Below are 7,641 nucleotides of genomic sequence, written 5' to 3' on the forward strand. Positions count from 1 at the left end.
GTACGAGACCTTGTAAACGTTTGCCTCCCGCTTTGGTCCATTTCTGCAATTCGGTTGGTACCGCTTCATAATCCCCCGATTAAGCCTTTTAAGTAGTGTTCTATAGCCTTCTTGAGAGCTTAACGTGCTGCCTATGATTTTCATGACAAAATCTGGATATTGCGTGAGTGCTTGCGCATCTTCATCGCTATACCCTTTAGAGCGTAAAAATTGCAAAGTTTGTTTATGTTGTGCGCGTTCCTTGTTGCCCTGCCGCATAAGGATAGATGCATTTGAAAAACTTTCTTGTGGTGTCTTTCCTAACGCAAGCTCTGCAAAAAAATCCATTAAATGCTCGGAAAATTCTGATTTTCTAAAACGCTCCCATAAGCTACTTGGATTTGCTCCTGTCTGAACAAAGTTATCAAGTGACTTGATATAATCTGTTTTTTGTTCAAGATCACCACTTGCTTTTAAATGCTCCTCTTCTGGTAAGTGTGCATTCAAATGTTTTTCTTCTCCTATAGGTGCATCAAAAAGCTTTTCCTCATCATTTCCAGAATCATTTTTCAAAGAGTTTTCCGCTATAGATTTCTCATTAAGTTGAGCAATATAATCCATCACATTTTTTTGCTGTCGCCCAGCTTCATCCCCACTAGACTGATCAATGTTCCCAACAAGTGGAGATTGAGGAATCATTGATGCAACACCTCTCTGCTCTGAAAAATCATGTTTTTGTTGCTCTGGTACCTCTTGTATCTTAACAGTATCCTTTGAAACATCCGGCAATGGAGGCATTTGGCGCTTTAAATCATCTGTAGACATAATCAATTCTGCTGGCGTTTTTTCCCAGCTTGTTCTGTCCCTGCTTGAGAACCGCAAATAAGCTCTGTAGGACTCAATTTTTGCGGAGTATTATCCCCATTGCTCGCATCAAAAGGGTCTGTGCGACAAGCAGCCCGTTCTAAAAAACTTGGCTTGTATCGTCCTTCCAACGGCGTGCTTGGAGGCATCGAGCATTGTTGCAATAAATATCTAGGTAACTGCGGTATAACCTGATACATTAAAGGACGCAAAAATTTTGGATCAAACAACTTTAAAAGAGAATTTGTGTTTTCTTGTTCCATCACTGCACCCTTTCCATCTCACAGCCACGCTTGCTATAATCTACATGCACAAAACCTATCGCCTTATGCAAGAAAACAGCTTCAGGTTTTGACTTCAAAACATCTTGTGCCATCACCCCGCGATAACGCTCTGGATAGCCCCTGTAGTTATACTCATAGAGTTTGTATCCATCTCGCTGCCCTACTCGTACGATATTTTCTTTCGCTCTGATGTTGCTAAGCCCAGCAAAAGTACCAAGGATAGTTCCAACATTTCCAACAATCTCCTACGGATTAGTTTTTTTATATAACAAAATATTGATTTATAATAATAATCTAGCGTTATTTATATTGAATTAGCCTCCCGAATAACGTAGGATTCTCTCATTTCAAATCTGTTTATCTTGAATCAATCAAAATCACTTGCTTGCACATCATAAGCGGGGCTGATGTGTGGGTAAAAACTATAGAAGAAAGGAGTAAAAATGATTCTTATGAATCGTCTTAAGAGCCAAGGGCTGTAGCAACACCCACGAGCTGGTTTTGTACACTTTCAAAAATGATATCTTTACCTTCTCCCAAGGTGATATTCCCGCTCTGCTCACCATTTTCATAAACAGGATTGGTCCCAGCGATAATATCGGCTCCAACACCATGAATGCTGCCTTATTTAAAGTGTCATCCGCTTGAATAAAGAAGGAGACGGCTTTGATCCCCTACTTCATTCGTGATTTTATCCAACGACCTTTTTAACGATGGGGAGGACGCTTTGGTGATCGCTTTTGTAAAGCTTTTTGCTTTTGCTGACGTTTTTTTTCATCCTCAAAATGCGTTAGTAAAGCCCGTTCCTGTTTCGTTTTGTTGGTCACACCAAAGGTGTCATTGTCCATAAATTGCTGATATCCTGCTATCATTAAATTGCTTAGGAATGAGCCACTTTTGGGAGGTTGTGTAAAATAGAGCCCTTTTGAATTTTGCAATTTATACCGGAAACCTGCTTTTTTCATGCACTCATAAACTGAGGCAAATTCACTCGCATACGAATTCATATCACTAGAAGAAGCATAAACCGGTTTCCAACCACATTTTGATAAGGATTGTTGGATCATCGCTTTATCGACACCTGGTTTTTCCCATAATGCTAAAGTTGATGGAGGAGGTTGGTTAACACATCCAGCTGTATTTAAGAGAGCTATGCAACTCAATAGTTTTAAGATTTTCTTCATTATTCCCCTCCTTCAGTGGGTTTCTTTACAATAAAACAGCTCGGAAGCTTGTTGATATTTTCTGTCACCGCTGCTTAAAACAACGGTGAACAATATTGAGATGATGGATTGAGGGAACAGTCCCGCCATTCCAAGAGAAGGCAAGGATAGCGGATTGTTGATCATCACAAACAGCAAGACTTAAGGCTCGCATTCAGGTTGTTCTGGATGCTTTGTACAAAAAGGGCTGTTCAAGCGCTTCTTGACACTGCGCTGTGGTATGACAGCACCTGGACGACAAATCGGCAAGTTTTTCTCTTTAAAAGTATAACACCAGTTACCCCTCCCTTTATAGTGGAATCCTGCTTGGAGCATGCAGGCATAAGTTGTTTCTTTAGCATTAATGCTCTGCTGTTGGTTTTCTGGAAAAACATCATAAGGGGTTGGCATACCACATTCTAACAATGCTTTTCCTATCTCCGTAAAATCTGCTCCAGACTTCTCCCACATACTTAGATACCCTGGAGGAGGCTTATCGATGTTACATCCAGCTACACTAACCAAAACTATTCCGCTTAATAATTTCAAGATTTGTTTCATTTTTTCCTCCCTGAATATTTTGAATAAATTGGCGTACGATTAGGTAATCCATAGAACTTTGTACAAGCATCACTTGGATGTCCATAACAATCATGGACACTGGGGTAGCCCTTAAATATTTGCCATGCTCCTTTCCAGGGACCACTTCCAGGAGGTATTTGTTCAAAAGTGTAAGGATTTTTGCCAATCTTTGTACCCACAAAGTCATTTTTATGATTTTCCAAGTTTACGTAATCCTGCTTTCCATCACTTAAGATATATAACGTATCTGCCATGTTTTGAGTATTATAAGCTGGTCCAAAGAAATTAATCGTTGTTTTCTTTGCTATACCATGAACACCATGCTTTTCTAAATCATGCGATCCATTGCCCGCTGTCATACTGCCGCGGCTATGCGCATCAGTATGCAATCCTATATTGCCAAGGCTATACAACAGATTCTGGTACTTCTTCGTCGAATTGGTCAAAATACCCAACTTACCTTCTAGAGCATACTGATACCCTGCAATGAACAACTCTACCAAGAACGAATCGCTATGAGGGAACATCAGAAAATAGTGCGGATCATTCTTGTTATCAGCCAACTGAACCGCATTATGGGCTGCGTCATCTGGTGTTGTAAAAATACCATTGAGAAAAACATGAACCTTGCCATCAGAACCTTTTTGTAAATTCTGTTGTTCTTCAGGCGTTAAATAATGTGCGTGAGGAAGCAATCCTGCCATTTCAAGCCAAGGCAAAGATGGCGGTTTGTTGATCATCACAAACAGCAAAACTTAAGGTTGGCATTCATCCGCATTTTTATACCTTTTACAAAAAGGGCTGTTTAAGCGCTTTTCGACACTTCTCTTCGGGATGACAGCACCAGGCTGACAAATGGGAAGGTCTTTATAATTATAGCACCAATACGGACCACCGTATCTATCACGAAATCCTGCTTGGACCATACAAGCATCAATGGATGCCATTTGATTTAAACTGAGGTTTCTATTTTCTGAATCAGGATCGATAAGACTCGGCATTCCACATTCTAATAAGGCTTTTCCTATCTCAGTAAAATCTGCTCCCGCCTTCAACCACCCATGTACTTCCCCTGGAGGAGGTTTGTCAATATTTGATATGTCACATCCAGAGATACTTAACAGAACTATTCCACTTAATAATTTAAACAGTGTATTCATTTTTTTCTCCATAAATAACCTAAACCTAAATTATCTAAAATTGCATAAGGTGCATAAATTTTTGCATTATGATGTATTCCATAATTATCTTGACATTTTTTCCCCGCATTACCATAACACTTATGGGTACTAGGGTTATGCCCGATGAACGCTCCCCCTTGCTCTATCATTGGAGTTGCTGGTGGAAATATTGCATAAGGGAACCTCAAGGGTACCTTATAAGCAGTAGGTGGATTGTGACCAAATCCTGTACCTATGGGATCGAATATATGGTTTTGTAAGTAAATATGATCTTTTTTACCATCACTCACATAATAGAGTGCATTCGCTATTGATTGAGAGTTATCAGCTGGTCCAAAAAGATAGATATCTGTTTTTTCTGCTATACCGTGAATGCCACGCTGTTCAAAGTCACGCATTCCATTGCCCACTGTCAAACTACCACGGCTATGCGCACTAACAATCGCCCCTGTATTGCCATAACGATAGATAAAATCTTGTAACTTCTTGGTCGAATTACTCCATCTCCCAAAATATTCATAAATCGCTACTCCGTACTCTACGAGCCTGTCTTTAGCTTGTGGGTGGTATGTAAAATAAAGGGGTTCATGTTCATTATCAGCTAAGTGGACAGCATTACCGGCTGCTTCATCTGGTGTGTTAAAAATACCATTATAGAACATACGCCTGTTGCCATCAGAGCCAGCTTGTAAATACTGCTCATCTTCAGCATTTAAAAAGTGATACAGAGTAATATATTCTCCATCGCTGTCTTTTATAGGTTCTCCATTTTCATCGGTTAAATAGAGGACATTGCCATTTTCATCATGCAAAATCTCACCCACTGGATGTTCTTTAACATTTGCGACTTCGCGCACTTTGTCCCAGTATCCTAATCCTTCATCCGATAAATCATTGATCATATCTACGCGATTATGTACTACCCCCTCAAGCGATGCGACATCTAGCTGTCCTACTGCTTGGTGTGCTGCTGCGGTGTTGCGGTTGAGAGAGCCAATGATTTGTCCAGCATCTTGCCCCATCGCCCTCTGTCCAGTTGTATCAGTAAGAATGATAGTCCCATCACTGATAGCAGATTTGGTTTCCCCTTCTGCTCCATCCTTGGCTTTGCCGTGATTTAAAACATTCTTGGCAATGTTTTTTATCGTGTCATTCCCAGAAAGGCTAAACCCATGGCTGCTGGCTTTAGCATGGGCACTGTTGCTGATATCACTGGTGCTAATGCTTCCTGTGGTCAGGCTGTTTTTTTCTGCCGGCGCGGTGCTGGCAATAAGCCCCCCAGTTAGGGTTGTTTTATCTTTAACGTTGATCTTAAAACCACCATCACCCGCTTTGATGCCTGATTGCTCCACAACACTATGATAATCACTAGAGGATTTATCCTTGTTCAAGGAAATATTGGTTGTGGCTGTACCATCCTTTTCTCGGCTATTATACCCAATGGAAACAGAGTTTTGCTTGCTGGAACTGTGTCCCGTATCACTGCGGCTGGTAATGGCAAAATCACCCCCTACTTCCATTTCTACACGCTCTCCAGAAACCACGGCGCCTGCCAATGTGGTGTTTGCCCCACTCGTTGTGTGAACTGTGCCGGTGCCAATAATATGGCTGTTCTTCTGGTGAACCTCCTCACTGGAACCCTTGCCTTTACCAAAAGAAGCATTCCCCATCCACCCTGTACCACCGGTACCATAACTATACCCAACATTCATTGAAGCGCTTTGCGTGTGGTTTTCTGTGCTTTGCGTATTTTGCGCACTTTCAAAGATGATATCTTTACCTGCTCCCATGGTGATATTCCCGCTCTGTTCATCATTGCTTTGTATCGGGTTTGTACCAGCAATAATATCGGCTCCAACACCATGGATGCTACCTTTGTGGGCTTGCATATTAACAGCGCGTCCTGCTTCTATTGTACCTGTTACCGCGGTAGAGGTCTGAACAGAGGCTTCTGCCTTCTCTGTCTTAAAGCCCACGGTTACGCTAGCAGAAACATCAGCAATATCACGAATAGACTGTTTGTTTCCACCTTTCATCCCATTATAAAGACCTTTGCCTTTACTATAGAGATCATAGCCTTTTAGACCAGCAATAAGACCATTGCCGATTTTGTGTTTTGTATCCCCATGACCAAAACGTTTGACTGCATCCCTTACATCTTGTACAGCACCAAGAATGCCCACATTGACAGAGCCTGTCACACCAGCAAAAGACTTTTCATGCTTTTCTTTTGCGTTAGAGGTATCATAGCTTTCTGATAGGGTGATATTATTGCCGGCATCAATGTTGACATCACGATTTGCCGAAACAATGGCTGCTTGCATATTTACATCATTGTCAGCAGTAATCTGCACATCTTGGCGTGCCGTGATGTGTGATTGTGTGGAAGTGGTTTCCCATTGATCGCCCGTATCTTTGGCGCTTGCAATTCCAACCCCCAAGGAAGCACCGCTGTTGCTCTTTTCAAACTGAAACCCAAAGCCTTCCCGTTCTTCTACAGAGTTTGACTTATGGCTATTATGACCAACAAGCACATTCACATCATGCGCTGCGGTAAGATTAACATTTTCCCCTGCAAGATCAGAGCCAACAATTGTCACATCTTTTTTCTTGGCAGTGATGTTAATCGTACCATCCGCATTGAGAGAAGAACCTTGATGCTCAAAACTCTCTTCATTTTCTGTCTTTCCCTCACTCCCGTATATCGACACAAAGCCCTTACCTGATCCCACACCAAAACCCGTTTCATGGGTCTCTGAATGGCTTTTATGGTGATCTTGCATGCCATCAATCGTCACATTTTCTCCGCTCACATTGATATCTTGACCGGAAAGCAGATGAGAAGCAGAAATCTTGGCTTCTCCTTGTGCGTCTAACACGATGTTGCCCGTTGCCCCAAGGATAGAGGAGACCGTTGTGGTATGCGATTGAGATGTATCGGACGATTCCTCATGCAAAAAGCCACTTGATGACGATTGTGCTTGCTGATCCAAGTGTTCTTGGGCGCCTTTGATAGTAATCTTTCCCCCAGAGTGAATAGTAATATCCGCTTTTTTCTGATCTCCTAGTGCTTTCTCTCCTGACTTTTCCTCTGCCTTACCGGCTACGAGCATCGAGGCTACAACTTCCGTGTTGTTTCCGGAATCAATGGCAATGCCTTCACCCCCTGTTATGCTTGACCCCACAACTTGGCTCACATCCATCTTGTTATGCTCAGATTTGCTGCTACTAAACACCCCACCGTCTTTATGGTACGACATCTCATAATGTAAGCTATCCTCTGCATTATTGATCAGGACATGGTTGCTGGCTTTCAGCCCCACCTTGCCATCAGCAGCAATGGAACTGCCTGTGATGCTAAGATCATGCGGTTTGCCATCCTGCCCTGCAATGACAGTGGTGTCACCTCCCGATTTTATCGAAGAGCCAACGGCATGAGAGGCTTGCATGTCCACTTTCGTGTTTTTGGTGCGAAGATGATACTCCATCTCATCGTTTCTTACCCCTATTGTTACCTCCCCTTGGGCGCCAAGAGCAACATTACCCTTG

General features: G+C 42.2%; 5 protein-coding genes and 2 pseudogenes. All 7 read right to left on the reverse strand.

Annotated features, from left to right (window positions below; all coding sequences use genetic code 11):
- Positions 1 to 99, reverse strand: a pseudogene (locus tag ACFINM_RS08900) (glycoside hydrolase family protein); the annotation flags it as partial.
- Positions 94 to 1,106: pseudogene (locus ACFINM_RS08905) on the reverse strand (hypothetical protein); the annotation flags it as partial. The pseudogenes ACFINM_RS08905 and ACFINM_RS08900, both read right to left, overlap by 6 nt.
- Positions 1,107 to 1,834: 728 nt before the next feature.
- Positions 1,835 to 2,311, reverse strand: a complete 477-nt coding sequence (locus tag ACFINM_RS08910) for a hypothetical protein (RefSeq protein WP_375641124.1) — start codon at positions 2,309 to 2,311, stop codon at positions 1,835 to 1,837.
- 180 nt (positions 2,312 to 2,491) lie between these two features.
- Positions 2,492 to 2,890: a hypothetical protein gene (locus ACFINM_RS08915; protein WP_375641125.1), complete on the reverse strand. Its 399-nt coding sequence runs from the start codon at positions 2,888 to 2,890 to the stop codon at positions 2,492 to 2,494.
- Positions 2,887 to 3,651, reverse strand: a complete 765-nt coding sequence (locus ACFINM_RS08920) for a hypothetical protein (protein ID WP_375641126.1) — start codon at positions 3,649 to 3,651, stop codon at positions 2,887 to 2,889. Before ACFINM_RS08920 ends, ACFINM_RS08915 begins: the two co-directional genes overlap by 4 nt.
- 15 nt (positions 3,652 to 3,666) lie before the next feature.
- Complete coding sequence (locus ACFINM_RS08925; RefSeq protein WP_375641127.1) at positions 3,667 to 4,071, reverse strand: hypothetical protein; 405 nt, start codon at positions 4,069 to 4,071, stop codon at positions 3,667 to 3,669.
- The coding region (locus tag ACFINM_RS08930) for a hemagglutinin repeat-containing protein (protein ID WP_375641129.1) at positions 4,068 to 7,641 on the reverse strand (3,574 nt) is incomplete at its 5' end. The genes ACFINM_RS08930 and ACFINM_RS08925, both read right to left, overlap by 4 nt.

The organism is Bartonella sp. AA168HLJHH (assembly GCF_042197365.1).
In the GTDB taxonomy this organism is placed as follows: domain Bacteria; phylum Pseudomonadota; class Alphaproteobacteria; order Rhizobiales; family Rhizobiaceae; genus Bartonella.